The following is a 26,886-nucleotide window of genomic DNA, read 5'->3' as shown; positions in this document are numbered from 1 at the left end:
CGTCAGGGGTCCAGGTCGTCGCCGGACCGCTCCTGGAAGATCCGCATGGCCTTGGCGGTCACCGGGCCCGGCGCCGCGGGCAGTTCGCGGTCGTCCACCCGGTGCACGGCCTGGACGTCGCGCAGCGTGGAGGTGAGGAAGACCTCCTCGGCCTCCCGCAGCACCTCCAGCGGCAGGTCGGTCTCCTTGGCGCCGGTCCACTCGATCGTCAGGGCGCGGGTGATGCCGGCCAGGCAGCCGGAGGCGAGCGGCGGGGTGTGGATCTCGCCGTCCAGGACGACGAAGACGTTGGAGCCGGTGCCCTCGCACAGCCGTCCGGCCGTGTTGCCGAACAGGGCCTCGGATGCGCCGTTGTTGTGCGCGTGGGCGAGGGCGACCACGTTCTCGGCGTAGGAGGTGGTCTTCAGGCCGGTGAGCGCGCCGCGTTCGTTGCGGGTCCAGGGGACGGTGACGACCGCGGTGGAGTCGGGGCGGCGCGTGGTCTCGCCGACGGCGACCACGAGGGTGGGGCCCTGGTCGCCGCGCTCGGAGCCGAGCGGGCCGAAGCCGCCCGTGTAGGTGATGCGCAGCCGGCCCAGCGGCACCGGGGCGGCCGCGAGGACGGCGGCGCAGGCGCGGCGGACCTCGTCGAGATCCGGGTCGGGCAGGCCGAGCCCGCGCGCGGAGCGGGTGAGCCGCTCCAGGTGGCGGGTGAGCGCGAACGGCCGGCCGTCCACCGCCTTCACCGTCTCGAACACGCCGTCGCCCACGGTGAGCCCGTGGTCGAGGACGGAGACACGGGCGGCGTCGATCTCCCGCAGCGCACCGTCGAACCAGACCTTCATCGTTGTCCCACCTCACGCATCCCATGGGGCCGCGGTGCCGTGCCGGGGGGCGGTGCCGAATTCCCGGTCACGTCCCCCTCGGACGGGTCGTACGCCCCCGACGCTACCGCGAGGAGCCGGGCGGCTTTCAGTTCGGTCTCGCGCCACTCCCCGTCCGGGTCGGAGCCCCAGGTGATGCCGGCGCCGGCGCCGAAGCGCAGCAGCGCCGCGCCGTCCCGCATCCGGTCGATCCAGAAGGTGCGGATGCCGACGGCCAGCTCGCCCGTGCCCCGGTCGGCGTCGACCCAGCCCACCGCGCCGCAGTAGGGGCCGCGGGGCGCGGTCTCCAGCTCGTCGATGATCCGCAGGGCGCTGGACTTGGGCGCACCGGTGATCGATCCGGCCGGGAAGGCGGCGTCGAACAGCTCGGGCCAGCCGGTGCCGGGGCGCAGCTCGCCGCGGACGGTGGAGACGAGATGGACCAGTCCGGGGTGGACCTCGGCCGCACACAGATCCGGGACCGTGACAGAGCCGGTGGTGCAGATCTGCCCGAGGTCGTTGCGGACCAGGTCGACGATCATCACGTTCTCGGCGTAGTCCTTCTCCAGCATCTCGGCCTCGGTGGGGGCGGTGCCCTTGATCGGTCCGGACTCCACCGTGCGGCCGTCGCGGCGCAGGAACAGCTCGGGGGACGCGGTGGCGATCTCCACGCCGTGCTCCGGAAGACGAATCGTTCCTGCATAAGGGGCCGGGTTGCCGCGGGCCAGCACCGCCGTCAGGGCGTCCACGTCGGCCTCCGGGGCGACCGGTGCGGACAGCACACGGCAGAGGTTCACCTGGTAGACCTCGCCGGTGGCGATGTGCGCGCGGATGCGCCGCACACCGTCGGTGTACGCCGCGCGGTCCATGGACGACGTCCAGGCGCCGACGGCGGGGCCGCGCCACCGTCCCGGTACGGGCAGGGGCACGGGCTCGCGGCGGACGTCTCGGAAGCGGGCGCAGGTCAGGCGGCCCTCGTAGTCGGCGGCGACGGCCCAGAAGCCCGTCGAGTCCAGCGCCGCGGGGTCGTCCGTGACGTCGATCAGGCCGGTGGCGACCCGGTCGCCGAATCGCGCGAGCGGAGGAAGGCCGAGCACGCGGCCGAGTCTAGGAGGGGCGGCCGGGGCCGGACCACGCCCGTCCGCAAGGGCGCGACCGGGGGCTTTCCGCGAGGTCGGGCAGCACGCTGCACAAACGCGTTTTTGTCCTGGCCGGGGAATCCGCTAGAGTTCAACACGTCGCCGGGACGCGGAAGCGGACCGAAACGACAGGCGGACGTAGCTCAGTTGGTAGAGCGCAACCTTGCCAAGGTTGAGGTCGCGAGTTCGAGCCTCGTCGTCCGCTCGAAGGTTGAGGGGATCTTTCGGTTCCCCCACCCTGGTGGAGTGGCCGAGAGGCGAGGCAACGGCCTGCAAAGCCGTCTACACGGGTTCAAATCCCGTCTCCACCTCCAAGGACGATTAGCTCAGCGGGAGAGCGCTTCCCTGACACGGAAGAGGTCACTGGTTCAATCCCAGTATCGTCCACTGGATCTGATCAAGATCCTCACTCGCGCGATTAGCTCAGCGGGAGAGCGCTTCCCTGACACGGAAGAGGTCACTGGTTCAATCCCAGTATCGCGCACGCAGAGCCCATGATCGTCTCCGGTGGGTGACACCGGAGCGGTCGTGGTCCCGAGGACGATTAGCTCAGCGGGAGAGCGCTTCCCTGACACGGAAGAGGTCACTGGTTCAATCCCAGTATCGTCCACACCCGAAAGCCCCTGGCCGTCTCGCGTGGCCAGGGGCTTTCGTCGTCACCGGGGGTTCGCGCGGGCCCGGCCGGCCCGGGTGCGGGCCGGCCGGGCGGGGCTCAGCTGGAGAAGAGCATGCGGGTGAAGCTCTTGTGCCGGTGGCCGTGACCGTAGTGACCGTGGTGGCCGCCGTGCGGGGCACCCCAGGCCGGGGCGGGCGGCGCCGGGTAGGCCTGCGGCGCGGGCGGCGGCGTCGGGGCCCACTGGGCCTCCAGGCGGGTGAGCGCCTCCAGTTCGCCGTAGTCGAGGAAGATGCCCCGGCAACCGCTGCACTGCTCGATCTGGACGCCGTTGCGGTTGTAGGTGTGCATGGGTGCGTGGCACTTCGGACACTGCATGCTCGGCTCAACTCCTCGCCGGTCGGAACGGTTTGTGGCCTCGCCCGGACAGACTGCCGTCCGGCTCCGGCCGGTTGCACCCTACGGGCCGGGCGGGCGGGACGGACAGGCGGCCCATGCGGTCGCAGGCCTCGACGACGGCCTGTTCCACCTCGTCGAGCGGGCGACCGGCGGCGGCCGCCTTGGCGACGGCCCGGGCGGCGCTCTGCACGGTCAGGGCACGGGCCACGGGGTCGAGGGCGGGCCATGGGTCGCCGTCGGCCGGGACGGCCGGGCCGCCCGCGGCGCGGTAGGCGGCGAGGAACCGGCTCCACTCCTGCGGTGGCAGCAGTCCGCAGGCGTACCAGGAGGCGGGGCGCGCCAGATCCCAGACCGGCGGACCGGCGCCCAGGTCGTCGATGTCGATGAGCCGCCAGGGTCCGTCAGGGGCCGGGTGCCTGACGAGCTGGCCGAGGTGCAGGTCGCCGTGGCACAGGGCGGGCGGACCCGGCAGGGGCTCCTCGGCGCGGGCCCATCCGGGCAGGGTCGCCCAGGCACGCAGGACCGGACGGGCGGCCGGGTGGGCGGGGGCCTCGGCACCCAGCCGGGCGACGGCGCGGGCGGCGTTGGCGGGACCCCGCATCGGCGGGACGTCCGGCGGAAGATGGGTGCGGTGCAGACGGGCCAGGAGCGTGGCGGCGGCCTCCCAGGGGGCGGCCCCGGGGGCGTCGGGGTCCACGGGGGTGCCGTAGGGCCACACGGTCACGAGCCGGTCGCCGAGGACGGCGGCCTCGGGGGCGAGCGGGGGAAGCAGCACGCCGGGGAGCCGGGCGGCCGCGGCCAGACGGAGGGCGAGGGCGGCGGGGTCGGTGCCGGGCGCGTGGGCCTTCACCACGATGCCGGCGTGCCGGACGACGGTGGCGTCCGGGCGGTCGGCGAGGACCGCCGTGGTGCAGGCGCAGCCGTGCTCGGCACGGTGGGCGGCCCCGTGCGCCCGCGCGGTCAGCAGCGGCAGGAGAGTGTCGGCGGTCACGGGGGCTCCCAGGGTCGTTCGTGCGGATCGTCCCGGCGTCGTCGGGGCGTGCGGGGCGTCCCGGCGGCGGGTCGTGCGGCTCGTCGGCGCCGGGTCCGGCACGCTCGGGTCGCTCCGGGGCGCCGCGCTCGCCGCCGGCCCGGTCCGGACGGAGGGCCCGGGTGCGTCGGCGGCCCTCGGGTGCGGGCCGGTCCGGTGGATCATGCCGCAGCCGCGCACCCGGGTGCACACCGGCCCGGCGCCGCGCGGCGGGACAGGCGGGACGGGCGGGTGCGGGCATGACGATGCCGGCGCAGCTCCCCGGCCGCGCCGGCATCCCCGCCGTCCGCCGCACCCCCGTCCCCACGGGGTTTCCTGGGTGGATGTCCCTGCCCGGACCGCTCTTCCGGGCCCGGGGTCGCCGCTCAGCGCCCCAGCATCACGCCCACGGACGACGCCTGTGCGGCCACCGTGTCCCAGCCGTCGAAGACGAGCAGGAGCAGGGCCGCGAGGGGAAGGGCCATCACCGTCGCCACCAGAGGGTGCCGGCGGCCCGTGCGACGGGACCGCGCGCGGCGTCCCGGCAGGCCGCCCGGCGGTGTCCGCGGTGCCGTCCGGGCCATGTCCCCTTCCCCGTCCGTTGCACATGTCGTCGGCAGCGGCGGGCGTCCGGCCTCGCGGGACGAGTGCCGCACCCCCGCCGCTCGGCTCCCAATCTAGGGGCGCGGCCGGCCGGGGACGTCATGCCCGCGTACCGCTTGCCGGGCCTCCGGGAGGATGAGCCGCGGCCGTGCGGAGTACTCCCCTGGGTGGACACCGGCGTGCGCGTCTCAGGGTCGTCCCGGAGGGGGATCGGCCGGGCTCCCCGGCCGCACGGCCGACCCGAGTGATCTCGGTCACGCGCCTGGGGTCGTCGGTGACGCCGACCACGGAAGGAGAAACGCCCCTTTTCTCCCTTCCCTCCCCCTGCTCCCCTTGTTTCGCTTTTCCGTGCTTCGCTGCCAATACCGCTGGTCGGCGGGCTCAACCCGCCTGTATCGACGCGGTGTTGGCAGCGCCTTGCGTATCAACGCACCGTGCGTCAACCGGTTTTGAACGCCCTTCACGTCCGGCGTCAAGCACCGGCATTCGATCGGGTCGGCAGGGCGCGGCCTCTGCGCGCGAGCGGCCCCGGAAACGTAAGCTGTGGCTCGTCACAGGGACCGGGCAGCGGGGATGAACATGGCGATGATGCGCCTGAGGCGCGAGGACCCGCGCGTCGTCGGCTCGTTCAGGCTTCACCGACGGCTCGGCGCGGGCGGGATGGGCGTGGTCTACCTCGGCTCCGACCGGAAGGGGCAGCGGGTCGCGCTGAAGGTCATCCGGCCGGATCTGGCGGAGGACCAGGAGTTCCGGTCCCGTTTCGCACGCGAGGTCTCGGCGGCCCGGCGGATCCGGGGCGGCTGCACGGCCCGGCTGGTGGCCGCGGACCTGGAGGCGGAACGGCCCTGGTTCGCCACGCAGTACGTACCCGGGCCGTCGCTGCACGACAAGGTGGCCGAGGACGGCCCGCTGAGCGCGGCGGAGGTCGCGGCGATCGGGGCAGCCCTGTCGGAGGGGCTGGTCGCCGTGCACGAGGCCGGCGTGGTGCACCGCGACCTGAAGCCCTCCAACATCCTGCTCTCCCCCAAGGGGCCGCGGATCATCGACTTCGGCATCGCCTGGGCCACCGGCGCCTCCACGCTCACCCATGTGGGCACCGCGGTCGGCTCCCCCGGTTTCCTCGCCCCGGAGCAGGTGCGGGGCGCCGCCGTCACCCCGGCCACCGACGTGTTCTCGCTGGGCGCGACCCTCGCCTACGCCGCCACCGGCGACTCCCCCTTCGGGCACGGCAGCTCCGAGGTGATGCTCTACCGCGTGGTCCACGAGGAGCCGCAGCTGCGCGGCGTCCCGGACGCGCTGGCGCCGCTGGTGCAGGCCTGCCTGGCGAAGGACCCGGAGGAGCGGCCCAGCACCCTGGAGCTGTCGCTGCGGCTGAAGGAGATCGCAGCCCGCGAGGCGCAGGGGCTCGGCGAGCTGCGTCCGCCCGCGCCGCGCTCCGCCGAGGCCGACCGGCCGACCGGCCGGCTCGCCGACACCGGCCAGGACACCCTGCGCGACACCCTCGCGGATCCGCGCCGCGCGGCCCGCGGCGACCGGCCGCAGCGGGTGCGCCGACGCCCGCCGGGTCCGCACTCCCCCGGCACGCCCGCACCGCGGGGGACCGTGCCGCCCGCGCGCGGCGGCCCGCAGCCGAAGGCCGGCGGTGGCGTGCGCGGCGGCGGCCCGCCCCGCGGATCGGCGCTGCGCGGGCCCGCCGGCGGCGCCCGCGCGGCCGCCAACCGTACGCCCCCGGCGCCGCGCGGCACCTCCCGCCCGGCCGGCAGCGGCCGGCCCGCCCCGCGTCAGGCCCCCCGTCGGCCCGCGCCCCGGCCCACGGCGACCGGCCGGCGTCCCGCCGATCCGCGGCTGCTGCGGCAGCGGCTGTTCGTGTTCGTGGTGGTGACGCTGCTGGTCGCGCTCGGCATCGCGGCGGCGCAGGGCTGCCAGGGCCCCGCCCACGGCCTCGGCAGGACCGGAGCGACGCGGCTCGCACACGAGCGCGCGGCCGGGCAGCCGTCGCCTCCCGCGCCGTCCTCGGCCCTCTCGGCGTCCTCGGCGGCGCATCCGCTCGGGTCCCCGACGTCCGGAGCGGGTCAGCTCCCGGGGCGGCCCGTCGCCACCGCGTAGAAGGCGACCGCGGCCGCGGCTCCCACGTTGAGGGAGTCCACACCGTGCGCCATGGGGATACGGACGCGCAGATCGGAGGCGTCCATGGCCTTCGCGGTCAGTCCCGTGCCCTCGGCGCCGAGCATCAGTGCGACCCGGTCCATCCGGTGCGGGGCTGCCTCGTCCAGCGGGGTCGCCTGCTCGCCGGGGGTGAGGGCGAGGAGAGTGAAGCCGGCGGCGCGGACGGCGGCGAGGCCGTCGAGCCAGGGGTCCAGGCGGGCGTACGGCACCGCGAAGACCGCGCCCATGGAGACCTTCACGCTGCGCCGGTAGAGCGGGTCCGCGCAGTCCGGGGAGAGCAGGACCGCGTCCATGCCGAGCGCGGCCGCCGACCGGAAGATGGCGCCGATGTTGGTGTGGTCGTTGACCGACTCCATCACCGCCACCCGGCGTGCCGTGCGCAGCACCTCGTCGGCCGCGGGCAGCGGCTTGCGGCACATCGAGGCGAGGGCCCCGCGGTGCACGTGGTAGCCGGTGACCTGTTCGGCCACGGCGGGGCTGACCACGTAGACCGGTGCCTCGGCGGTCTCGACGACGTCGCGCATGACGTCCGCCCACTTCGGGGTCAGCAGCATCGAGCGCATCCGGTACCCGGAGTCCAGGGCACGGCGCACCACCTTCTCGCCCTCGGCGATGAACAGGCCCTCGGCGGGTTCGCGCCGGCGGCGCAGTTCCACGTCGGTCAGGCCGGTGTAGTCGTGCAGGCGCGGGTCGTCGGGGTCCTCGACGGTGATGAGTTCGGCCACGGGGTGCTGCTGCCTTGCTGTGTGCGGTGCGGGGACGTGCTGCGGGGGACGTGCTGCGGGGGCTGCGGCGGCGGCTTCGGCGAGCGCGGGGTCCGGTCGGCCGCGGGCGCGGGGTGCGTCGTGCGCAGGTCAGGGGGCGGCGGGCGGGCCGACGGTGACGACCTCACCGACGACGATCACCGCGGGCGGGCGGACGTCCTGGGTGCGGACGGCCTCGGCGACCGTGGCGAGCGTGGCGTCCACGCGACGCTGGGCCGCCGTGGTGCCCTCCTGGACCAGGGCGACGGGGGTGTCGGGGGACTTGCCGTGCGCGATCAGCGTCTCGGCGATCCGGCCGATCTTGTCCACGCCCATGAGGATCACCAGGGTGCCGGTGAGCCGGGCCAGGGACGGCCAGTCCACCAGGGAACGCTCGTCGTCGGGGGCCACATGGCCGCTGACCACGGTGAACTCGTGGGCCACGCCCCGGTGGGTGACCGGGATGCCGGCCGCTCCCGGGACGGAGACGGAGCTGGAGATGCCCGGCACGACCGTGCAGGGGATGCCGGCCTCGGCGAGCGCCTGGACCTCCTCCATGCCCCGCCCGAAGACGAACGGGTCGCCGCCCTTGAGCCGGACCACCGACTTGCCCTGCCGGGCGTACTCGATCAGGGCGTTGTTGATGGCCTCCTGCGCCATGGCACGGCCGTAGGGGATCTTGGCCGCGTCGATCACCTCGACATGCGGCGGGAGCTCGGCGAGCAGGTCGCGCGGGCCGAGCCGGTCGGCGACGACCACGTCGGCCTGGGCCAGCAGCCGGCGGCCGCGGACCGTGATCAGGTCCGGGTCTCCGGGGCCGCCGCCGACCAGGGCGACGCCGGGGGTGCGGGTGCGGTGGTGCGGGGCGACGAGGGTGCCGTCGCGCAGTCCCTCGACGACCGCGTCGCGGATGGCGGCGGTGTGCCGGGGATCGCGGCCGCGTGCGCTGGTGGTGAGCACGGCGACGGTGACGCCCTCGCTGTGCCCGGTGGCCGGCGTCCAGGCGGTCGCGGCGTCGGCGTCGTCGGCGCGGACGCACCACACGCGCCGGCGTTCCGCCTCGGCGGAGGCACGGGTGTTGGCCTCGGCGTCGTCGGTGGCGATCAGCGCGTACCAGGCGTCGGCGAGGTCGCCGTCCTGGTAGCGGCGCCGTATCCAGGTGATCTCACCGGCGTCCGCCATGGCCTGGACCGACGGGGTGGTCTCCGGCGAGACCAGCACGACGTCCGCGCCGGCCGCGACGAGCGCGGGCAGCCGCCGCTGGGCGACCTGCCCGCCGCCGAGGACGACCACACGGCGGCCGGTCAGACGAAGTCCTACGGGGTACGCGGGGTGTTCGGCCATTGAGGACGGCTCCTGTCGCGGCTGTGCGGTGGGCCCGCTGCACCTGCGGAGCGGCCCTGACGTGCGGATTTTACGGCGCCGGCGGGACGGGCGGCACGGGCGGTCCGGAGGCTGGACATCTGCCCGGACCGCCCGCCCGCGCGACGGCTGCTTCCCGACGGCGACTGCCGCGGTCGGCGACGGCTGCGTGCCGACAACGGCTACTTCTCGGTGATGCCGGCCGAGTCGAAGGTCGCCACCTCGTGCATGGCGCGTGCCGTGGACTGCACCAGCGGCAGCGCGAGCAGGGCACCCGTGCCCTCGCCGAGGCGCAGGTCGAGGTCGACCAGCGGGCGCAGGCCGAGCTTCTTCAGCGCGGCGCTGTGCCCGGGTTCGGCGCTGCGATGACCGGCGATGCAGGCGGCCAGGACCTCGGGGGCGATGGCGCGGGCCACCAGTGCCGCCGCGCCCGCGCTCACCCCGTCCAGGATCACCGGGGTGCGCAGGGAGGCACCGCCGAGCAGCAGGCCGGCCATCGCGGCGTGCTCGAGACCGCCGACCGCGGCGAGCACCCCGATGGGGTCGGCCGGGTCCGGCTGGTGCAGTTCGAGCGCGCGGCGCACCACGTCGGTCTTGCGGGCCAGCGTCTCGTCGTCGATGCCGGTGCCGCGGCCGGTGACCTCGGCGGGGTCGGCACCGGTGAAGACGGACACCAGGGCCGCGGAGGCCGTGGTGTTGGCGATGCCCATCTCCCCGGTCAGCAGCACCTTGTTGCCGGCCGCCACCAGGTCGCGGGCGGTCTCGATGCCGACCTCGATGGCCTGCTTGGCCTCCTCGCGGGTCATCGCGGGCCCGGTCGTCATGTCGGAGGTGCCGCGCCGGATCTTGCGCGGCAGCAGGCCCGTGGTGGCGGGCAGATCGGCGGCGACGCCCACGTCGACGACGCACACCTCGGCACCCACCTGGGTGGCGAAGGCGTTGCAGACCGCTCCCCCGCCCAGGATGTTGGCCACCATCTGCGCGGTGACCTCCTGCGGCCACGGGGTGACGCCCTGGGCGTGCACGCCGTGGTCCCCGGCGAAGACCGCCACGACGGCGGGCTCGGGGATGGGCGGCGGGCACTGCCGGGACAGGCCGCACAGCTGCGCGGAGATGATCTCCAGCAGGCCGAGCGCGCCGGACGGCTTGGTCATCCTCTTCTGTCGCTCCCAGGCCTCGCCGAGCGCCTTGGCGTCCAGCGGGCGGATCTTCGCGACGGTCTCGGCAAGCAGGTCGTGGGGTTCCTCTCCGGGCAGGGCGCGGCGGCCGTACGTCTCCTCGTGCACCACCCACGACAGCGGGCGGCGCTTGGACCAGCCGGCCTGCACCAGTTCGGGCTCGTCCGGGAATTCGTCGACGTACCCGACGCACAGGTAGGCGATGACCTGCAGGTGCTCGGGCAGGCCGAGGGCGCGGACCATCTCCCGCTCGTCGAAGAAGCTGACCCAGCCGACGCCGAGACCCTCGGCGCGCGCGGCCAGCCACAGGTTCTCCACGGCGAGCGCGGCGGAGTACGGCGCCATCTGCGGCTGGGTGTGCCGGCCGAGGGTGTGGCGGCCGCCGCGGGTCGGGTCGGCGGTGACGACGATGTTGACCGGGGTCTCGAGGATGGCCTCGATCTTCAGGTCCTTGAACTGCTTCGCCCGCCCCTTGGGCAGCGACTTGGCGTACGCCTCGCGCTGACGCATCGCCAGCTCGTGCATCGCCCTGCGGGTCTCCTCGGAGCGGATGACGACGAAGTCCCACGGCTGGGAGTGGCCGACGCTGGGCGCGGTGTGCGCGGCCTCCAGGACCCGCAGCAGCACCTCGTGCGGGATCGGGTCGCTGCGGAAGCCGTTGCGGATGTCGCGGCGCTCGCGCATCACCTTGAGCACGGCCTCGCGCACGGCCTCGTCGTAGGCGGGGGCGGCCGGACCGCTCGACCGCGGTGCGGGCGCGGGTGCGGGGGCAGGCGCAGCGGGGGCCGCCTCCTGGGCCTCGTCGCGGGTCTCGTCCTGGGCTCCGGCCTGGACTCCTGCCTGGGGGGCGTCCGGGGTGTCCGGGGCCTGCGCCGTGTCGGGGGCGGCCGCGGCGGGCGCCGTCTCGGCACCGGGCTGCTGGACGGGTGCGGCGGCGGCCGCGTCGCCCTCGGCCGGGGTGGGGGCTTCCTGCACGGGGGCCTCCGGTGCGGGGGTCTCCTGCACAGGGGCTCCCTGCTCGGGTGCCGGGTGCGCGGGAGCGGCGGGCTGCTGCGGGGCCGCGGGGGCCAGGTTCGGGGGTGTCGGCACCGAGCCCTCGACCGGCACGAACTGCCCGACCGGCATGCCGGGCTGCGGCTCGTCCGGGACGCTGCCGGGCAGTGGCGCTCCGGGGACGGCTGCGGCGGCCGAGGAGGCGTCCGCGGGTGCGCCGGCCTGCTGCGGGTCGGGAGCCTGAGCCGGCTGGGCGTCGGCGGGCCGGGCCTCGGTGCCCTGTGCCTCGGCGCACTGCTCGGCCTCGGCGGACGAGACGTCCGACGCCTCGGCCGGCTCGGCCGGCTCGGCCTCAGCAGGCTGAGCATCGGTCGTCGGGGATTCGGCCGACGGGGCGTCAGAGGGCTGGTCCTCCGATGCATCGGCGGCGGGCTGGGCTGCAGCGGGGTCGGCTTCGGCGGCCTCAGCAGGCTGGGCGGCTTCGGCTTCGGCAGGCTGAGCGTCGGCCGACGGGGCGTCCGCCGACGGGGCGTCCGCCGGCTGGGCCTCCGGGGCCTGGGCGGACTGTTCCTCGGCCTGCTGGGCCTCCGGTGCCTCGGCGGGCTGGGCTTCAGTCGACTGCACGTCGGCAGGCCGAGGCTCCGGCGCCTGGGCGGCCTCGGGAGCCGGGGCAACGGCCGGTTCCGGGGTTGCGGGCGCCTCGGCAGCCGGGGCGGCCTCCGGCTGCTGTCCGGCGGCCGGGGCGGCGGGCTCCTGCTGCGGTGCGTCCTCGACCGGGGCGGCGGGTGCCGCGGCCTCCTGCGGTGCGGCGGCATCCTCGGCGTCGGTGCCGGCCGGGTTCCCGGCCCGGGTGTCCTGGCCCGCTGCCTGCTCCTGATCAGCGCCGGTCGCCTGCTCCTGGGCCTGGTCCGGTGCGGTGGGCTCGGCCTGGTCCGGGGTCTGGTCCGGCGTGGCGAGCTGCGGTGGGGCTGCCTCGGGCTGCTGCGGCGCGGCGGGCTCGGCGGAGGGCGCCGGGGCGGCAGCTGTCTCCTGGGCGGCCGCGGGGTCGGCAGGGGCTGCGGGAGCGTCCGCGGCAGGGGCGGGCGCGCCATCCGCTGCCGCCTGGGCGGCAGGGGTGTCCTCGGCGACGGGGGCACCGTCGGCGGCGGGAGCGTTCTCGGCAGGGGCAGGGACTTCCTGCGCGGGCATGCCCTCGGCGTCCGGCGTCTCCTCCCCGGCGGGCGCCCCCTCGGCAGGAACCGCCCCCTCGGCAGGAACCGCCTCCTCGGCGGCCGCACCCTCGGCGGCCGGAACGGCACCGGTCTCGGCAGTGGACGGAACGTCAGGAGCGTCGGCGGGTGCTGCGGCAGGAGCGGGCTCGCCCTGCGGGGCCCGTGTTTGCTGCGGCTCGTGCTCGGCCGCGGGAGCCGCCTCGCCCGCCTCGGCGGGGGTGGCGTCCGGAACCGGCGCGCCCTCGGCAGCCTGGCCGGCCACCGCGGTCGGCGCACCGTCCACGGCCTGATCCGCCTCGGCAGCCGCCGCCCCCTCAGGAGCCTGCTGCGCCTCCTGAGTCGCCGCCTCCTGGGCAGCCTGAACGGCTCCCTGGGGCTGAGCATCCTGGGGAGCCTGCCCGGCGTCGGCGGCCGGAACGCCCTCCGGCGTCTGCTCCTCGGCCTGCTGAGCCTGCTCCTGCGTCTGCTGGACCTGAGCACCTTGGGCCTGCCCCTCCGCAGGCTGCTCGGCGGCGTCCTCCGGCTGTGCGGCACCCTCGGGCGCGGGATCGGTGACCGGGCCGGGTACGGCCTCGGTGGCCTGGCCGGGCACGGCCTCGGCAGCCTCACCGGTCGAGGCAGGAGCCGTCGGTTCCTCCTGCGCCGGGGCGCCCCCCGGCACGGCGGCGGGGGCAGGGGCCTGTACACCCGCCACCTGGCCGTCGGCCTGCGCAGCCTGCTCGGTCGGCACAGCCTGCTCGGCCTGCGCTGCCTGGTCGGCCTGCGCTGCCTCGGCCACCTGCCCGGCCGCGACCGCCGCCTCCTGAACCGCCGGTCCGGCCACGGGAGCCGCCGGGGCGGTCTGCGCGGCCTCGGCGACCGGGACGGCCTGCGGCTGCTGTTCTGCGCCGGGGGCGGCGGCCGGCGCCTGCGGGGCCTGCGCGGCCTCCGGGCCGTAGGCGGCGCCCGCCTGGGCTGCGAGCCGGGCCACGGCGGCCTGCGCCGGTCCGACCTGCTCGCCCGCGGCCGGCGCCGGTCCCACCTGCTGGCCCTCGGTCGGCGCGGCCGACGTCTCCTGCGGCGCCGCCGGAGCGGCGGCGGCCTGCGCGGCGCCCGGGTGCACGGCATCGGGGCCGGCCTGCGGCACACCGGGCTGTCCGGCCGGAACAACCGTTTCCGCAGCCGGGGCCTGTGCACCGACCGCCGGTGCGGCCGCCGCGGACGAGGCCGGAGCGGCCTGAGCACCCCAGGCCGCGGCGCCCTGCGGAACCGCACCGTGCTGCACCGCACCCTGCGGAACCGCGCCCTGCGGTGCCGTACCCGGCACGGCCGCCGCCTCACGCTGTGCGGCGTCCGGGTGCTCCGGGTGGGCGGCCGCCGGGCCGTAGGCGGGGCGGTACGGCGGGTTCGCCGGGCCACGGTCGGCGAGGGAACGGACCGGGCTGGCGGAGGTGTTCGGGATCGGCGGACCGAGGTGGAGAGGGCGCCGCGGGGGCGCCACCGGGGTACCCGCGTACGGCGTGGCGCCCGGGTCCGGGTGCAGCACGCCGCTGACGTCGACCGAGCCGCTGTCCCGCCCGTTCGTCTCGTGCGGGCCCGGCTGGTGCACGGCCTCGACGACCGGCTCCGGCGTCGGCGGGGGCACCTCGTTGCCCCACGCGCCCTGCTGTCCCGGCAGCAGCAGGTCCTGGTCCTCGGCGGGAGACTCGGAGAGGTAGGTGTACGCGCCGTGTGCGGGAACGCCCGGCTGCTCCACCCTGCCCGCGCTCTCCGGCAGCCCCTCGCCCGGGACCTGGCCGGTGTCCGTCATGCGTACCCCTCGCCCATCGGTTAGTGCTTCCACGACCAGCTCACCGGGAACGGCGCGCCGACCGCCCCGCCCCCCAGTGATGAACGAGCGTCCGTGCCCTGCGGCACGAGCGACCCGCCCGAAAAAGGCGACAAAGCCATTCGGTGGCATTGTCGCGGTCGTCCGGCCACGGTGTCGGCGTCATCGGCCTCGCTCCGCTGTGGACTGCGCCACGTCACACGTCCTTGCCGGTTCTGCCGTACCACACCTGCCGCACCACGAGCGCGGGTTCGGGACATTGCCGCACAGGGACGAACGAAGTCCCGGTCGACCGGTGCGGTACGACGATCGGCCAGCCTACCCCGCGCAGTAGGACGATCCGATCACGGGGCACGGCCTGGCAGGACTCCGCTGAGCAGGAACGCGACGCTGCGTTCGGTCTCCGTCCAGGCGCGGGTGTCGAGCCGGACGGACTGCAGCAGGGCGCACTCGACCTGGTAGCCGTGCTCGGTCAGGTCACGGCCGACGCGTTCGGCGACGTCGCGGGTGGCCGCGTGGGTGACGATGCGCTGGGGGCGCCGGTCGGCGACCGCGGAGACGACGGCGGCCGAACCGCCGCCGACGCGCACCACGTCCGGTTCGGGCAGGTTCTCCAGGATGTGCGGGGCACGGCCGTGCACCACCTGCAGCTGCACGCCGAAGCGCCGGGCCGCCTCCTCGGTGCGCACGCAGGCCCGCAGGTCGCGGTCGACGGCGATGACGGCGGCACCGCCGAGCGCCGCCTCCGTCGCGAACGCCCCGCTGCCGCAGCCGATGTCCCACACCAAATCGCCCAGCCGCGGCCCGAGGCGGGCCAGTTGGGCCGCCCTGAGCAGGTCCGTCTCCCCCTCGCCGAGGTGCCCTCCGTAGGTCTGGGCCGGCTGGGTCCAGCCGCGGGGAGCGGCGAACGGGTCGCGGCCGGCGATCCAGCCGGTGCCCTCGGCCGCGCCGGGCCTGCCGCCGACGACGATGACGACGTTGGGGTCCCGCCAGGTGTGGTCGGCGGCCTTGTCGGAGGTGACGACGGTGACCTGTTCGCGTTCGGTGCCCAGTTCTTCGCAGATGACGAAGGTGCGGTGAACGCCCTCGAGCAGCAGCCCGAGTTCGGCGGGTCCGGCGCCGGGCGCGGTGAGCACGGCGACCTTGGTGTGGGCGCGGCAGACGTTGACCGCGCGGCGCAGGGTGCGTTTGTGGGCGACGACCACCTGGGCGTCGTCCCAGGGCATGCCGGCACGGGAGAAGGCGGCGGCCACCGAGGAGACGGCGGGGACGACCTCGACCTCCAGGCCGAACTCCGGTGCGCGCAGGGTGCGTACGACGCCGAAGAAGCCGGGGTCGCCGTCGGCGAGCACGACGGCGGTGCCGCGGTGGGCGGCGATGCGGCGGGCGGCGAGGGCCACGCTGCCGAGACGGATCCGCTCGGCGGTGGGCGGCACCTCGGGCAGCGCCAGATGGTGGGCCGCGCCCGCCACCAGGGTGGCGGCGCCGAGCGCGCCGCGTGCCGCCTCGGTCAGCGGCGAACCGTCCCAGCCGATCACCGTGACCCGGTCGGCCATCGTCGTCAGTCTCCAGGGGATGTCGCAGGTCGTCAGGGTGCGGACGCCCGCAGGCGGGCTTGGTGAGAGTACCCGGTGTCCCCGCGTGGCGCGCGCCGGGGCGCCCGTCGCGCGGGCGGTGGAGTCCGCCCCGTCAGCGCCAGTCCGCGAACGACGCGAAACCACCGCCGTCGGCGAGGTCCCCGCCCGTGCCGTCGAGGTCCTCCGGCAGCAGGCTCCACACGATGTGGTCGGTGCGCACGTCGCTCCAGGTGCCGTCCTCGGCGCGCACATGCGCTATGCAGGCGTTGCGCAGCACGCCCTCGCTGACGCAGCCGATCTGCTGGGCGACCTGCTGGGCCGCGGTGTTCCCGGCGGCGGTGCGCAGCTCGATCCGCTCGAACTTCTGGTCGGTGAACAGCCACCGGGCGGTGCCCAGTGCCGCCTCGGAGGCGTAGCCCTCACCGCGTGCCCAGGGGGCGACGATGAACGACAGCTCGGTGGCGCGCACCCGCCAGTCGGTCCGGGTCAGCCGGACGAGGCCGACCAGGCGCTGGGTGAGCACCTCGGTGACCGCGAGGTCGAGTCCGCGGCCCGCGGCCTGTGCGGCGGGGGCGCGTTCGGTGATCCATCGGCGGGCGGTGTCCTCGGTGAAGGGCTGCGGGACGTCGGTCCAGGCGACGACCTGCTCGTCGTTCATCATCTCGGCGAGCGCGGGGACGTCGTCCTGCTCGAAAGGACGCAGCACCAACCGCTCCGTGCTGAGGGAGATGGTGGGGAAGGTGCTCGTCATGCGCCGCTCCGTAACCGTCGGAAATACCGTCAGGACCTGTCGAACTGCCCAGCATGCAGCATCACGGCCCCCTGGCGCACCACGGGGTCCGCTCCCGCGGCAGGGAGCGGACCCCGTGGGGAGGGCGCGGGCGTGCGGCCGGAGTGCGGCCGGCCCGGGTCAGAACGCGGGGACGACGGCCCCGTCGTAGGTGTCCTCGATGAACTTCTTCACCTCGGGCGAGGTGAGCAGCTGCGCGAGCTTCTTCACCCGCGGGTCGTTCTCGTTGCCCTTCTTCACGGCGAGGAAGTTGGCGTACGGGTTGTCCTGGGCGGACTCGGCGGCCAGCGCGTCCTTGGCGGGGCTGAGCTCGGCCTCCAGGGCGTAGTTGCCGTTGATCACCGCGGCGTCGACGTCGCTGAGGGAGCGCGGCAGCTGGGCCGCCTCCAGCTCCTTGAACGTGATGTCCTTGGGGTTGGAGGTGACGTCCTTGGGGGTGGCCTCGTAGCCGACGCCGGCCTTGAGCTGGATGACACCGTTGGCCTCGAGCAGCTTCAGGGCGCGGGCCTCGTTGGTGGTGTCGTTGGGCAGGGCGATGGTGGCGCCCTTCTTCAGGTCGTCGAGCTTCTTCAGGCTCTTGGAGTAGACGCCGAGCGGCTCCAAGTGCACGGTGGCGCCGGGGACGGGCACGATGTCGGTGCCGTTCTTCTTGTTGAAGTCGTCCAGGTACGGCTTGTGCTGGAAGTAGTTGGCGTCGACCTGGCCCTGCTGGACGGCGGTGTTGGGAGTCACGTAGTCCGTGAACTCCTTGATCTCCAGCTTGAGACCGGCCTTCTGGGCCAGGTGGTCCTTGACGTAGGCGAGGATCTCGCCCTGCGGGGTGGGGGTGGCGGCGACCGTCAGCGGGGCGTTCGCGTCCTTGCTGCCGGAGTCGGAGCCCGAGCCGCAGGCGGTGAGCCCGAGGGTGAGGGCTCCGGCGGCCAGGACGGTGGCGGTGATCTTGGCGGTGTTACGCACGAAAAGTGCCTTTCCTAGGGTGATGCGCCCCGTCCGGTGTCGACGGGGAATTCTCGAGCGGGCGGCCGGGCGGTCTCAGGCGACCTTGCCGACCTCGGTGGTCGCCTCGGCGGTGCCGGGCGCGGGGGTGGCGGCCGCGGCCGGCTTGTCGGCCTTGAGCAGCCGCAGTCTCGGGGCCGGGCCGGAGCGTCCGCCGCGGCGGTGCAGGGAGCGGGCGGCGAAGTCGCCGACGAACTGGATGACGGAGATGACCACGGCCAGGATCGCCACGGTGATCCACATCAGTTCGGTCTCGAAGCGCTGGTAGCCGTAGCGGATGGCGATGTCGCCGAGGCCGCCGGCGCCGACGGTGCCGGCCATCGCGGAGTAGCCGATGAGGGCGACGACGGTGGTGGTCGCCGAGGAAATCAGCGACGGCAGCGCCTCGGGGACGAGGACCTTGCGCACCACGGTCCAGGTGTTGCCGCCCATGGCCTGCACGGCCTCGACGAGTCCGGAGTCGACCTCGCGCACGGCCGTCTCGACCAGGCGGGCGAAGAACGGGATGGCGCCGATGGCCAGCGGCACGATGGCGGCCTCGCGGCCGATGGTGGTGCCCGTGACCCAGCGGGTGAAGCCCATCAGGGCGACCATGAGGATGATGAACGGCATGGAGCGGGCGATGTTCACCACCTGCCCGATCACCTTGTTGGCGACGACGTTCTGCAACAGGCCGCCCTTGTCGGTCAGTACGAGCAGGACGCCGAGCGGCAGGCCGCCGACGACGGCGATGAGCGTGGACCAGCCGACCATGTAGAGGGTGTCCCAGCTCGCCTGGGACAGCAGCGGCTGCATCTCGGACCAGGTCACTTGGCACTCTCCTTGACCAGCGGGCTCTTCGTCCGCGGTGCCTTTGCCGGCTCGACGACGTCGATCCGCAGGCCCTGCTCGCGCAGGAAGCCGACGGGCACGACGTTGTCCTCGTAGCGGCCGGGCAGTTCGATGCGCATCCGGCCGATCTGCAGGCCGCCGACGGTGTCGATGGCGGCGCCGAGGATGGACACGTCGACGTTGTAGGTGCGGGACAGCTGCGAGATGACGGGCTGGGTGGCGGCCTCGCCGTGGAAGGTGACGTCGATGACGGTGCGGTCCTGCGCCGAGGCCTCGCCGCCGACCGGGAACAGGGCGGCGGCCAGCTGGGAGCCGGGGGTGGCGAGCAGTTCGCTCACCGTGCCGGACTCGACGATGCGGCCCTTGTCCATGAGGGCGGCCGAGTCGCAGATCGACTTCACCACGTCCATCTCGTGCGTGATGAGCAGGACGGTCAGGCCGAGCTGCCGGTTCAGGTCGCGCAGCAGCTGCAGGATGGAGCGGGTGGTCTCCGGGTCGAGGGCGCTGGTGGCCTCGTCGGACAGCAGGACCTTGGGGTCGCCGGCCAGGGCGCGGGCGATGCCGACCCGCTGCTTCTGGCCGCCGGAGAGCTGGGCGGGGTAGGCGCGGGCCTTGTCGGCGAGGCCGACCAGGTCGAGCAGCTCCAGCGCCCGCCGGGACCGCTGCCGCCCGGACACGCCGAGGATCTCCAGCGGCAGCTCGACGTTGTCCTGGACGGTGCGCGAGGACAGCAGGTTGAAGTGCTGGAAGACCATGCCGATCCGGCTGCGCGCCCGCCGCAGTTCCTTGCCGGCCCGCGGCCCGCGCCCGGCGAGGGCGGTCAGGTCCTGTCCGGCGACGGTGACCGTGCCGGAGGTGGGGCGCTCCAGGAGGTTGACGCAGCGGATGAGCGAGGACTTGCCGGCGCCGGACTGGCCGATGACGCCGTACACCTCGCCTTCGCGGACGTGCAGGTCGACGCCGTCGAGGGCGGTGACCTCGCGGCCTCGCGAGCGGTAGACCTTGGTGAGGCCCGATGTGGTGATCACGTGGGTTTCCGTCACTGTCGAGTGCGCGGCGCGTCGTGGGCGCCGGGCACGGCGTGCAGGGTCGGGTGCGAACGGAGCGCAGCACGGTGTCCGCGACGGCGCGGAACGCAGGCGGAGACGTGCGCGTCCGGGAAGGGCTCGGCCGCGGGTGCCGGGCGGCACGGCGCGGTCCGGAGCGGGCGCTCGCTTCGGGGCGCGAGGCTCAGACGGTGCAGGGGCCCTCTAGACGGCACACATTCGACGCACAGGACACAGACAACGAGCACCGGGCGGCACGGTCGCCTCGGTCGCAGGGATGCGGCAGCTCGTCGTGGTCATGCGATCAGTAAAGCAGACCGCCGCCGCGACCCCGGAACCGTTGTCCGTATCGTGGACAGCGGCGGACAGCCCGGGGCGCGGGCGGGCCGGACAGCGGTATGGCTCTGACCAGGATCCTCGTGGCCGCGCCGGGACACACCGGCGGCGGCCGGAGATCGGTGCGGGGCACCGGGCCCTGCGGGATGTGTCCAACGCCACGCGCCGACCGGGCCGCGGGGTCGTCCCGGGGGCCGGGGCGGGCGCGGTGCGGCCTTTGGGCCGTAATAGGGTCTCAGCATGCTTGATGCCCTGACGCTGGTGACCGGCGTCGCCGCGTTGCTGCTCGCCCTCTGGTGCGGCTGGGCGGCCTTCCGTGACCAGCCGACGAAGGACTGGCACTTCATCGGCATGGCCGTGGTCCTCCTGCTGGCCCTGGTCCAGCTCGTGATCGGGATCGTGGCGCTGGCACGGGGCGACAGGCCGGCCCAGGGAACGACGATCTTCGTGGCGTATCTGCTGGGCGCCTTCGCCTGCATCCCCGCGGCCGGGTTCATGTCGCTGGCCGAGCGGACGCGCTGGGGCTCGGTGACCGCCGCGGCGGGCGGGATCGTGCTGGCGGTCCTGGAAGTAAGGCTCTACGACATCTGGGGCGGTTGAGATGGCCTCCGTGCGTCAGAACACGGCGCAGGACGAGAACGCCGGGAACACGATGCGGGAGGAGCCCGCGGGCAGGCCGGTGCGCTCCCGGCTGATCAGCGGGCCCGGCGTGCTGCTGGTGTGGCTGTACGGGGTGATGGTGGTCGGCGCGGTCTCCCGCTCGGCGTACCAGATCGCCACCGACTTCGACCGTGCTCCGCTCGCCTACTCGCTGTCGGCGCTCGCCGGCGTCGTCTACGGCTTCATCACCTACACGCTGGTGCGCGGCGGCGAGCGCGCCCGCAGGGCGGCGCTGGTGTGCTGCGCCGCCGAGCTGGTGGGTGTGCTGACGGTCGGGACCTGGACGCTGGTGGAGCCGTCCGCGTTCCCGGACACGACCGTGTGGTCGGACTACGGCATGGGCTACATCTTCATCCCGGTGCTGCTGCCGCTGTCGGCGCTGTACTGGCTGCGCGCCTCGCGCAAGCGGCAGCCGGACGCCTCCTGAGCCGCCGGGCACGTCCCGGGCACCCGCGGCCGTCGGGCACCGGATCGCCCGTGGACACCCGGACGGTGCACCCGGACAGGACTCACGCCGTCGCGGCGTAGCTGCCGGCCGGCTTCTCCAGGACGATCATGGGCACTCCGTCGGTGCCCCGGTCGGTGCCGACCGTCTCGTAGCCCACCCGCCGGTACAGGCGCAGGTTGTTCTCGCTGCGGTGGCCCGTCTGCAGTCGGAAACGGGTGGCGCCGTGCTTCTCGGCCAGCGCGCTCTCGACGGCGCGCAGCAGCCGGGCGCCGATGCCGTGCCCCTGCAGGCGCGGGTGGACGCACAGCTTGCCGATGACGGCGGCACCGTCCTCGCCCACGCGTCCGCGGACCGAGCCGACGACCTCCTCGCCGAGCCGGGCCACGATCACGCAGTCGTGTGCGACCTCCTCGCGCACCGAGTCCAGGCTCTGGACCAGCGGGTCGATGCGGTAGTTCCCGTACAGCGCGGCCTCGGACTGGAAGCTGAGGTACTGCAGCTTCAGGATCTGCTCCGCGTCCTGTTCGGTCGCCGCAGAGATGGTCACGCTCATGCCCATGTGCGCACGCCTCCCGCTCACCTGATCACCGGTCGTCCCTCTCTCCTATCCCCGCACTTCGCGGGCCGCAACCTCCGACGACAGCAAACGTCGCAGACATCCCAGGCATCGGGAACGTTCCGGACCGAGACTGCCCTGTGAGATACCCAACTCCCGTGCGATCTCCCGGTAGGTGAGGTCCCGGGGCGACAGCAGCGCCTCCAGCAGGCGCGGGCAGCGGCCCGGCAGTCGGCGCACCGCCTGGCGCAGGGCACGGCGGCGGGCGGCGGCCAGGACCATCTGCTCGGGGCCGCGGTCGCTGTCGTCGGCGGGCTCCTGGCCGTAGGGGCGTTCGACGCTGACGGTGCGTCGGGTGCGGCGGGCCTCGAAGCGGACCGCCTTGCGCACCCAGCTGTACGGATCGCGCGGCGGCCCGTCCGCCTTCAGACGCTCCAGCAGGCGCAGCCAGACCGCCTGCTCCAGGTCGCCCGGCTCCGCTCCGGCGGCGTGCGCCTCGGCACAGGCCTCGGCGCGGAGCAGGGGGCGCAGGGCGGCGAGCATGTCGTGCGTCATATGCGGCACGACGTCGCCGCCCCGGCCCGGGTTGCCCGGACGGCCGCCGATTCACCCCCGTGTGGGGCGAACCGCGCGGCCGGTTGACGTCGGCGCGGAGCGGCTCCGGAGGCCGGGGTGCCGGGCGGAGCCGTTCCCGGACCGCGTCAGGCGCCCCGGCGGGCGAGGAAGTCCTCCCGGGCGAGCAGGCCGGTGTCGGGGTTGTCGGTGAAGATGCCGTCGATGCCGGTGGCGAAGTACGCCTGGAAGAGGCGGAACACGTCGCCGTAGGCGTCGGGGTCGCTCCCCTTGCGCAGGGCCGGCGGCAGGAACGGGTTCTCGTTGCGGACCGTGTACGGGTGCAGGATCAGCCCTGCCGCGTGCGCGTCGCTCACCAGGGTGCTGGGCTTCGTGAGGTTGCCGTCGGCGTCCTTGGGGATGATCAGGTCCACGGTCGGGCCGATGCCCTGGGCGTAGCCGGCGATCTCCCTCAGGCCGGCGGGGGTGACGAGGTCGTCGACGGTGCGCGGGTCACCGGTGGCGACGAAGTCGTAGGGGCGGGTGCCGGCGGCGTCGAGCAGCACGACGAGCGGATTGTCCACGAGCCTGCGCATCCGCTGGATGCTGGTCGGCTCGAAGGACTGCAGGATCACCGGCGAGTTCTTCTTGTCCTTGCCGTGCCGGCGCAGCACGGCCGCCACCCGCTTCTCCAGGTCGATGCCCTGGGCGCGGAAGTAGGTGGGGTGCTTCAGCTCGGGGTAGATCCACACCTGCCGGCCCCGCTTGCGGGTATGTTCGTCCTGCCACGCCAGGACCTCTTCGAAGGTGGGGATCTCCCAACGGCCGTTGTACAGGGTGTTGTGCGGGCGGTTGTCCGGGATGCGTTCGACGGCGCGCAGGGTCTTGAGTTCGGCGAGGGTGAAGTCCTCGGTGAACCAGCCGGTGGTGGGGACCCCGCCGAGGTTCTTGGTGGTCTTCCGGTCGGCGAACTCGGGATGGTCGGCCACGTCCGTGGTGCCGCCGATCTCCGGCTCGTGCCGGCACACCAGGTGGCCGTCCTTGGTGGGCACCAGGTCGCCGGCCTCGACGATGTGGGCGCCCATGTCCAGGGCGAGCTGGTAGGAGCCGAAGGTGTGCTCGGGCCGGTAGCCGCTGGCACCCCGGTGGCCGATGACCGTGGGGACGGGCAGACCCGCCAGTCCGCCGCCCCCGTGGCCGGCCGTGGTCCCGTGCCCGGCGGCCGTGGCGGTGCCGGGCACGCCGAGGACGGCGGCGGAGGCCCCGAGCACCGCGGCGCCCAGCAGCGCCCGGCGCCCCGTCACCCCGGATGCGCGGCCGGCCCGTTCCGTCACCCTGTCACCGTCGGCCTCGTGCGTCCCGGTGTGCTCCTGCGGCTGCTGCATCGCCATGACCGCCTCCTGCCACTCGTGTCGTCCGTGCGGGGCGATCTTAGGTGCGTGGGCATGACATCCGGGAGACCGCGCGCCGAACGGCAGGCCGCGTGCCGGTGTCGTGCGGATGGCCGCCCACCGCCGCGGGCGGGCACGGCCGGGACGGGTCGACGGCACGTAATCTACGTCACAGCGCCGGAGCGGTCCGGCATCGTATGACGGTGTCGACGCGCAGGTGAGCGCATGTCGACGGTCCGTGAGAGCCGGTGCGCCCGACGTGCACGAAGGCCCGTGCCCCGAGTATCGTCCTCACCTGCACAGACTCATACAGACTCCTGGACACCGGAGGGCCAGTTGTCCCGCTTCGCGCTCCTGAAGGCAGTACTCGGCCCGGTCATGCGCCTGATGTTCCGGCCTCGGGTGGAGGGCGCGGAGCACATCCCCGGTGACGGTCCGGTCATCCTGGCCGGCAACCATCTGACGTTCATCGACTCGATGATCCTGCCGCTGGTCTGCGACCGTCAGGTCTTCTTCATCGGCAAGGACGAGTACGTCACCGGCAAGGGGCTCAAGGGCCGGCTGATGGCCTGGTTCTTCACCGGCGTCGGCATGATCCCGGTCGACCGCGACGGCGGCAAGGGCGGTGTGGCCGCGCTGATGACGGGCCGCCGGATCCTGGAGGAGGGCAAGGTCTTCGGCATCTACCCCGAGGGCACCCGCTCCCCCGACGGCCGTCTGTACCGGGGCCGCACCGGCATCGCGCGGCTGACGCTGATGACCGGCGCCCCGGTGGTGCCGTTCGCCATGATCGGCACCGACAAGATCCAGCCGAGCGGTGCGGGCATGCCGCGGCCGTGCCAGGTCACCGTCCGCTTCGGCAAGCCCATGGAGTTCTCCCGCTACGAGGGCATGGACCGCGACCGTTATGTGCTGCGGGCCGTGACCGACTCGGTGATGGCGGAGGTCATGCGGCTGTCCGGCCAGGAGTACGTGGACATGTACGCCACCAAGGCCAAGGCCGCCTGAGGGCGTCCCGGCCCCACGGGCCGGCTGTCGTGTGGGGTCCCGTCCGCGGCGTGCGCGTCGCGGACGGGACCCCACACGTGTGTGCGGAGGGGACCTGTACGGGGTGCGGGGCCGGCACGTGCGGTCAGTGCCAGGGCAGCTGTCCGCGCCGCGCCCAGTAGTCCCGCGGATCCTCGGCGAGGCGGGCGAGACGGTCCAGATGATCGTCGTCCAGCTCGACTGCGGCGGCGCTCAGATTGGACGTCAGCTGAGGGACGGTCGCCGCACCGGAGAGAACGACGCCGGCCCACGGGCGGCTGAGGATCAGCGCCAGCGCGATCGCGTCGCAGCCGTGGCCGGTCTCCCGGGCGACGGCCCGGAGCGCCTCGGGCGCGTGCGGCCCGGCCAGCCGCCCGTTGGCCATGCCCTCCTTGACGATCACGGTGAGCCCGGCCTCGTGCGCCTCGGCGAGCGCCTCGCCCGCGGAGGTCTCCAAGGCGTTGTAGGTGGACTGCACGGTGCGGAACAGCGGGGCGCCGTCCACGGTGACCTCCAGGGCGGCGCGGATCGCGTCGGCCTGGGCGGGGCCGCTGGTGGAGAACCCGATGGTGAGGCCCTGGGCGGCGGCCTCGGCGAGGCGGGCGTGCAGCGCCCGGTCGGTCAGGGCCGGGCTGTCCGGGGTCACCGAGTGGATCTGGTACAGGTCGAGCCGGTCGCCGAGGAGGGCGGCGGTCTCGGCCCGCTGCCGCTCGTAGGTGGCCAGGCCGTGGTCCTTGACCTCGTGCCGTTCGGCGTCGGTGGTCCAGTTCGCGGTGTAGGTGTAGCCCCACTTGCTGCCGACGACCACGTCGTCGATCTCGGGGCGGGCGCGCAGCCAGTCGGCGAGGAACTCCTCGGCGCGGCCGTAGGAGCGGGCCGCGTCGAGGTAGCGGACGCCCTGCGCGTAGGCGGCGTCCAGCAGCTCGTGGGTGCGGGCGCGCAGGGCGTCGACGGTGCGCTCGGCCGGCAGGTCGCGGTCCCGGCCGAGGGTGATGTATCCGGGGCGCCCGACGGCGGCCAGACCGAGGCCGAGACGGCTGAGGGGGGTGGCGGCTGCGGCGAGTCGGGCGAAGGGCATGGCGGGCTCCGTTCGGTTCACACGTGCGCCCCACGGTAACCCGCCATGCCCGGGCGTCACTTCTTCGCGTCGGCCCACGCGTGCTGGGCGGCCACGTCCGCCTTGACCTCCGCGAGCTGCACGGCGACCGCACTGGGTGCGGTGCCGCCGCGGCCGTTGCGGGAGGCGAGAGCGCCGGGCACGTCGAGGACGGTGCGGACCTCGGGCGTGAGGTGGGCGGAGATCTTCGCGAACTGCTCGTCGGTCAGCTCGTCCAGTTCCTTGCCCTCGGCCTCGGCGACCTTGACGCACTCGCCGGCCACCTCGTGCGCGACCCGGAACGGCACGCCCTGCTTGACCAGCCACTCGGCGATGTCGGTGGCGAGGGAGAAACCGGCCGGCGCCAGCTCCTCCATCCGCTCGCGGTGCACGGTCAGCGTGGCGATCATCCCGGTGAAGGCGGGCAGCAGCACCTCCAGCTGGTCACAGGAGTCGAAGACCGGCTCCTTGTCCTCCTGCAGGTCGCGGTTGTAGGCCAGCGGCAGCGCCTTCAGGGTGGCCATCAGGCCGGTCAGGTTGCCGATCAGCCGGCCGGACTTGCCGCGCGCCAGCTCGGCGATGTCCGGGTTCTTCTTCTGCGGCATGATCGACGAGCCGGTGGAGAAGGCGTCGTGCAGGGTGACGAAGCCGAACTCCTTGGTGTTCCAGATGATGATCTCCTCGGCGATCCGGGAGACGTCCACGCCGATCATCGCGGTGATGAAGGCGAACTCCGCGACGAAGTCCCGGGATGCGGTGCCGTCGATGGAGTTGCCGACGCTGCCGCGTTCGAAGCCGAGGTCCCGGGCGACCGCCTCCGGGTCCAGGCCGAGGGAGGAGCCTGCCAGGGCGCCGGAGCCGTACGGGGACACGGCGGTGCGCTCGTCCCACTGGCGCAGCCGCTCGGCGTCCCGGGACAGCGCCTGCACATGCGCGAGGACGTGGTGGGCGAAGAGCACCGGCTGGGCGTGCTGGAGGTGGGTGCGGCCGGGCATGGCCACGTCCGGGTGGGCCTCGGCCAGCCCGATCAGCGCGTCCTGCAGGTCCGCGATCAGGCCGCCGATGATCCGGGCGTGGTCGCGCAGGTACATCCGGAACAGGGTGGCGATCTGGTCGTTGCGGGAGCGGCCGGCACGCAGCTTGCCGCCCAGCTCGGGGCCGAGGCGCTCCAGCAGGCCGCGTTCGAGGGCGGTGTGGACGTCCTCGTCGGCGACGGTGCCGGTGAACGCGCCGGAGGCGACGTCGGCCTCGAGCCGGTCGAGCCCGTCGAGCATCCTCGTCAGCTCGTCCTCGGTGAGAAGCCCCGCCTTGTGCAGCACCCGCGCGTGGGCGCGTGAGCCGGCGATGTCGTAGGGGGCGAGCCGCCAGTCGAAGTGGACGGACGCGGACAGCTTCGCCAGGGCGTCGGCGGGTCCGTCGGCGAAGCGGCCGCCCCAGAGCCGGACGTCACCGCTGTTGCTGCTCACTCGGGTCACTCCTAGGAAAAGGTGCGGATGTGCCGCCGCCTCCCCGTCCG

General features: G+C 74.3%; 22 protein-coding genes and 5 tRNA genes. 9 read left to right on the top strand and 18 right to left on the bottom strand.

The window, feature by feature from the left end; all coding sequences use genetic code 11:
* Positions 1-2 precede the first annotated feature (2 nt).
* Entirely contained in the window at positions 3-824 is an 822-nt protein-coding gene (locus tag OG899_RS22200; RefSeq protein ID WP_125496138.1) for an aminotransferase class IV, read from the bottom strand.
* A complete protein-coding gene (locus OG899_RS22195) occupies positions 821-1,939 on the bottom strand; it encodes a chorismate-binding protein (protein WP_251504499.1) in 1,119 nt (372 codons plus the stop codon). Before OG899_RS22195 ends, OG899_RS22200 begins: the two co-directional genes overlap by 4 nt.
* A gap of 174 nt (positions 1,940-2,113) precedes the next feature.
* Between OG899_RS22195 and OG899_RS22190 the strand changes: the two genes are divergently transcribed.
* The 5 genes from OG899_RS22190 (at position 2,114) to OG899_RS22170 (ending at position 2,591) form a co-directional block, all read left to right on the top strand.
* Positions 2,114-2,186 (top strand) — tRNA-Gly (locus tag OG899_RS22190).
* A 35-nt stretch (positions 2,187-2,221) separates the two neighbouring features.
* A tRNA-Cys gene (locus OG899_RS22185) sits at positions 2,222-2,295 on the top strand.
* A 1-nt stretch (position 2,296) separates the two neighbouring features.
* Positions 2,297-2,368 (top strand) — tRNA-Val (locus tag OG899_RS22180).
* A gap of 25 nt (positions 2,369-2,393) precedes the next feature.
* Positions 2,394-2,465 (top strand) — tRNA-Val (locus tag OG899_RS22175).
* A gap of 54 nt (positions 2,466-2,519) precedes the next feature.
* Positions 2,520-2,591: transfer RNA gene (locus OG899_RS22170), tRNA-Val, on the top strand.
* A 102-nt stretch (positions 2,592-2,693) separates the two neighbouring features.
* Here the strand turns inward: OG899_RS22170 and OG899_RS22165 are convergent.
* From OG899_RS22165 to OG899_RS22155, 3 genes are all read right to left on the bottom strand, one after another.
* Complete coding sequence (locus OG899_RS22165; protein ID WP_125496140.1) at positions 2,694-2,972, bottom strand: zf-TFIIB domain-containing protein; 279 nt, start codon at positions 2,970-2,972, stop codon at positions 2,694-2,696.
* Positions 2,973-2,979: 7 nt separating this feature from the next.
* Positions 2,980-3,984 carry a phosphotransferase family protein gene (locus tag OG899_RS22160; protein ID WP_229813815.1) on the bottom strand — a complete coding sequence of 335 codons (1,005 nt, stop codon included), beginning with the start codon at positions 3,982-3,984 and terminating at the stop codon, positions 2,980-2,982.
* Between the two features lie 404 nt (positions 3,985-4,388).
* Positions 4,389-4,586 carry a hypothetical protein gene (locus OG899_RS22155; RefSeq protein WP_125500845.1) on the bottom strand — a complete coding sequence of 66 codons (198 nt, stop codon included), beginning with the start codon at positions 4,584-4,586 and terminating at the stop codon, positions 4,389-4,391.
* Positions 4,587-5,178: 592 nt separating this feature from the next.
* On the opposite strand from OG899_RS22155, the gene OG899_RS22150 reads away from it, so the two are divergent.
* Entirely contained in the window at positions 5,179-6,711 is a 1,533-nt protein-coding gene (locus OG899_RS22150; protein ID WP_168130733.1) for a serine/threonine-protein kinase, read from the top strand.
* Here the strand turns inward: OG899_RS22150 and OG899_RS22145 are convergent.
* From OG899_RS22145 to OG899_RS22110, 8 genes are all read right to left on the bottom strand, one after another.
* A complete protein-coding gene (locus OG899_RS22145; protein WP_168130734.1) occupies positions 6,678-7,496 on the bottom strand; it encodes an RNA methyltransferase in 819 nt (272 codons plus the stop codon). The two genes, OG899_RS22150 and OG899_RS22145, sit on opposite strands and share 34 nt — an antisense overlap.
* A 129-nt stretch (positions 7,497-7,625) precedes the next feature.
* Complete coding sequence (gene cobA / locus OG899_RS22140; RefSeq protein WP_125500834.1) at positions 7,626-8,858, bottom strand: uroporphyrinogen-III C-methyltransferase; 1,233 nt, start codon at positions 8,856-8,858, stop codon at positions 7,626-7,628.
* Positions 8,859-9,058: 200 nt separating this feature from the next.
* Positions 9,059-14,047: a nicotinate-nucleotide--dimethylbenzimidazole phosphoribosyltransferase gene (gene cobT / locus OG899_RS22135; protein ID WP_406311123.1), complete on the bottom strand. Its 4,989-nt coding sequence runs from the start codon at positions 14,045-14,047 to the stop codon at positions 9,059-9,061.
* 362 nt (positions 14,048-14,409) lie between these two features.
* A complete protein-coding gene (cbiE, locus tag OG899_RS22130; RefSeq protein WP_125499399.1) occupies positions 14,410-15,621 on the bottom strand; it encodes a precorrin-6y C5,15-methyltransferase (decarboxylating) subunit CbiE in 1,212 nt (403 codons plus the stop codon).
* A gap of 133 nt (positions 15,622-15,754) precedes the next feature.
* On the bottom strand, positions 15,755-16,393 hold the full coding sequence (locus tag OG899_RS22125; RefSeq protein ID WP_125499400.1) for a GNAT family N-acetyltransferase: 639 nt from the start codon (positions 16,391-16,393) through the stop codon (positions 15,755-15,757).
* Between the two features lie 159 nt (positions 16,394-16,552).
* A complete protein-coding gene (locus OG899_RS22120; protein ID WP_125499401.1) occupies positions 16,553-17,389 on the bottom strand; it encodes a MetQ/NlpA family ABC transporter substrate-binding protein in 837 nt (278 codons plus the stop codon).
* A gap of 75 nt (positions 17,390-17,464) precedes the next feature.
* Entirely contained in the window at positions 17,465-18,238 is a 774-nt protein-coding gene (locus OG899_RS22115) for a methionine ABC transporter permease (protein WP_168130736.1), read from the bottom strand.
* On the bottom strand, positions 18,235-19,287 hold the full coding sequence (locus tag OG899_RS22110) for a methionine ABC transporter ATP-binding protein (protein ID WP_125499402.1): 1,053 nt from the start codon (positions 19,285-19,287) through the stop codon (positions 18,235-18,237). Before OG899_RS22110 ends, OG899_RS22115 begins: the two co-directional genes overlap by 4 nt.
* A 594-nt stretch (positions 19,288-19,881) precedes the next feature.
* Between OG899_RS22110 and OG899_RS22105 the strand changes: the two genes are divergently transcribed.
* Together OG899_RS22105 and OG899_RS22100 are read left to right on the top strand one after the other, a co-directional pair.
* Positions 19,882-20,241, top strand: coding sequence for a hypothetical protein (locus OG899_RS22105; protein WP_125499403.1), 360 nt, complete (start codon positions 19,882-19,884; stop codon positions 20,239-20,241).
* Positions 20,242-20,293: 52 nt separating this feature from the next.
* Positions 20,294-20,728 carry a hypothetical protein gene (locus OG899_RS22100; protein ID WP_125499429.1) on the top strand — a complete coding sequence of 145 codons (435 nt, stop codon included), beginning with the start codon at positions 20,294-20,296 and terminating at the stop codon, positions 20,726-20,728.
* Between the two features lie 82 nt (positions 20,729-20,810).
* Here the strand turns inward: OG899_RS22100 and OG899_RS22095 are convergent, their stop codons facing one another.
* The 3 genes from OG899_RS22095 to OG899_RS22085 all read right to left on the bottom strand — a co-directional run bounded on the left by OG899_RS22095 (position 20,811) and on the right by OG899_RS22085 (position 23,248).
* Entirely contained in the window at positions 20,811-21,308 is a 498-nt protein-coding gene (locus tag OG899_RS22095) for a GNAT family N-acetyltransferase (protein WP_125499404.1), read from the bottom strand.
* Between the two features lie 45 nt (positions 21,309-21,353).
* Positions 21,354-21,860 carry an RNA polymerase sigma factor gene (locus OG899_RS22090; RefSeq protein ID WP_125499405.1) on the bottom strand — a complete coding sequence of 169 codons (507 nt, stop codon included), beginning with the start codon at positions 21,858-21,860 and terminating at the stop codon, positions 21,354-21,356.
* Between the two features lie 146 nt (positions 21,861-22,006).
* Complete coding sequence (locus OG899_RS22085) at positions 22,007-23,248, bottom strand: glycerophosphodiester phosphodiesterase (protein ID WP_168130737.1); 1,242 nt, start codon at positions 23,246-23,248, stop codon at positions 22,007-22,009.
* Positions 23,249-23,584: 336 nt separating this feature from the next.
* On the opposite strand from OG899_RS22085, the gene OG899_RS22080 reads away from it, so the two are divergent.
* Entirely contained in the window at positions 23,585-24,256 is a 672-nt protein-coding gene (locus tag OG899_RS22080; protein WP_125499406.1) for a 1-acyl-sn-glycerol-3-phosphate acyltransferase, read from the top strand.
* A 124-nt stretch (positions 24,257-24,380) separates the two neighbouring features.
* Here OG899_RS22080 and OG899_RS22075 read toward each other — a convergent pair whose 3' ends face one another.
* Both OG899_RS22075 and argH read right to left on the bottom strand, forming a co-directional pair.
* Positions 24,381-25,352: an aldo/keto reductase gene (locus OG899_RS22075; protein WP_125499407.1), complete on the bottom strand. Its 972-nt coding sequence runs from the start codon at positions 25,350-25,352 to the stop codon at positions 24,381-24,383.
* Positions 25,353-25,408: 56 nt separating this feature from the next.
* Entirely contained in the window at positions 25,409-26,836 is a 1,428-nt protein-coding gene (argH, locus tag OG899_RS22070) for an argininosuccinate lyase (protein WP_125499408.1), read from the bottom strand.
* Between the last annotated feature and the right edge of the window lie 50 nt (positions 26,837-26,886).

Origin of the sequence: Streptomyces thermoviolaceus, assembly GCF_045209695.1 — a bacterium.
Classification (GTDB): Bacteria; Actinomycetota; Actinomycetes; order Streptomycetales; family Streptomycetaceae; genus Streptomyces; species Streptomyces thermoviolaceus.
The sequence above is the reverse complement of the archived record's forward strand: the minus strand, read 5'-3'. Positions and strand labels throughout refer to the sequence as shown.